This window comes from Rodentibacter mrazii, assembly GCF_001998825.1.
Lineage (GTDB): Bacteria > Pseudomonadota > Gammaproteobacteria > Enterobacterales > Pasteurellaceae > Rodentibacter > Rodentibacter mrazii.
Map to the genome: position 1 here is coordinate 1 of NZ_MLHG01000103.1, position 1,572 is coordinate 1,572.

At 37.9% G+C, this 1,572-nt stretch carries 1 protein-coding gene; it reads left to right on the forward strand.

The genetic code is table 11. The features are described from left to right. Nucleotides 1-135: 135 nt before the first annotated feature. Nucleotides 136-1,524, forward strand: a complete 1,389-nt coding sequence (locus BKK47_RS11585; protein WP_077494978.1) for a cytochrome-c peroxidase — start codon at nt 136-138, stop codon at nt 1,522-1,524. Nucleotides 1,525-1,572: the final 48 nt, after the last annotated feature.

Below are 1,572 nucleotides of genomic sequence, written 5' to 3' on the forward strand. Positions count from 1 at the left end.
AAATTAAGTATATCTTTACTGCAAACAATCAAATCTATAGTTTTAGCAAATTAAATTTTTTGATTTTTATCAAAAAACTTCTTCTCTTTATCAGTGATAATTAGTCGAATTTATTTATCTCTACCGGAGGATTATATGAAAAAGTGGGTACTTGGCATCGGTGCGTTGAGCATTATCGGTTATTTAGGTGTTGTGGGCTATCTTCATCAATTTGATAAAGGACAGGTCACAAAATTATTAGTGGAAAATCACTACTCTAACGACCAACAAAAGGTCGCAGAAACCTTGTTCAATAATGGATGTCAATATTGCCATAGCCCCAATGCTACACTCCCGTTTTATTCGGCATTACCTGTTATAAACAATAAAATGCAAAATGATATTGCAGCCGGGCTTCGTGCATTTCGTATGGATCGGTTACTTGAAGGCGCAAAAGATCCAAGCAAATTATCACAAGCTGATTTAGCAAAATTACAGCGTGTAATTGAAAATGATGAAATGCCATTGCCTGAATTTACTCATTTACACTGGGGTTCTAAACCTGATGCTCAGGAAAAGGCATTTTTACTTAATTGGATTCGTGAAAAGCGTCAAATGTTATTACCGGAAGAAACACCTAATGCCGATCTAAATCGACTCGTTCAACCAATTCCTGATAGTATTCCAACAGATGCCAAAAAAGTAGCGCTTGGTCATAGTATTTTCTTTGATGGACGTTTATCCGGAGATGGAAGTATTCAATGCCACACCTGTCATCAGTTAGATAAAGGTGGCGTAGATCGTCTTGCAACCTCAACCGGTATTGACGGAAAAAAAGGACCGATTAATGCACCGACAGTGTTTAATGCCGCTTTCAACTTTGTTCAATTCTGGGATGGTCGTGCTGCCGATTTAGCCGATCAAGCAAAAGGACCTCCAACTAATCCTCTTGAAATGGGCTCAAATTCTTGGGATGAGATCGTCGCACGCTTTGAAATGGATGAAGATTTCAAAAAAGAATTTTTGAAAGAATACCCAAAAATTACAAAAGAAACCCTTACTCACGCTATCGGAGAATATGAAAAAACATTAATTACGCCAAATAGTGATTTCGACCGTTACTTGAAAGGCGGTCAAACAGCATTAAATGCACAACAACTTCGTGGCTATGAATTATTCAAACAAAACAAATGCGACACCTGTCATACCGGTGTTTCTCTAGGCGGACAATCCTATGAATATATGGGGCTTTATGGAGACTATTTTAAAGATCGTGGTACTCCTTTAACAGAGGCTGACGAAGGTCGTTTTGCTCAAACAAAAGATCCTTACGATATGCATCGTTTTAAAGTACCGACACTCCGTAATATTGCTCTAACCGCCCCTTATTTCCATGATGCCGCGGCAAGCGATCTTAAAGAAGCCGTTCGAGTGATGCTAAAATATCAAAGTAATGTTCAACAGCCGAAACAACAAGATATTGATGATATCTCCTCATTCTTGGAAAGTTTAGCTGGAGAATTCAATGGTGAGAAATTAAAATAGTTTTATGGCTTGAAATGACCGCATTTGCGGTCATTTTTTTATCTCTTT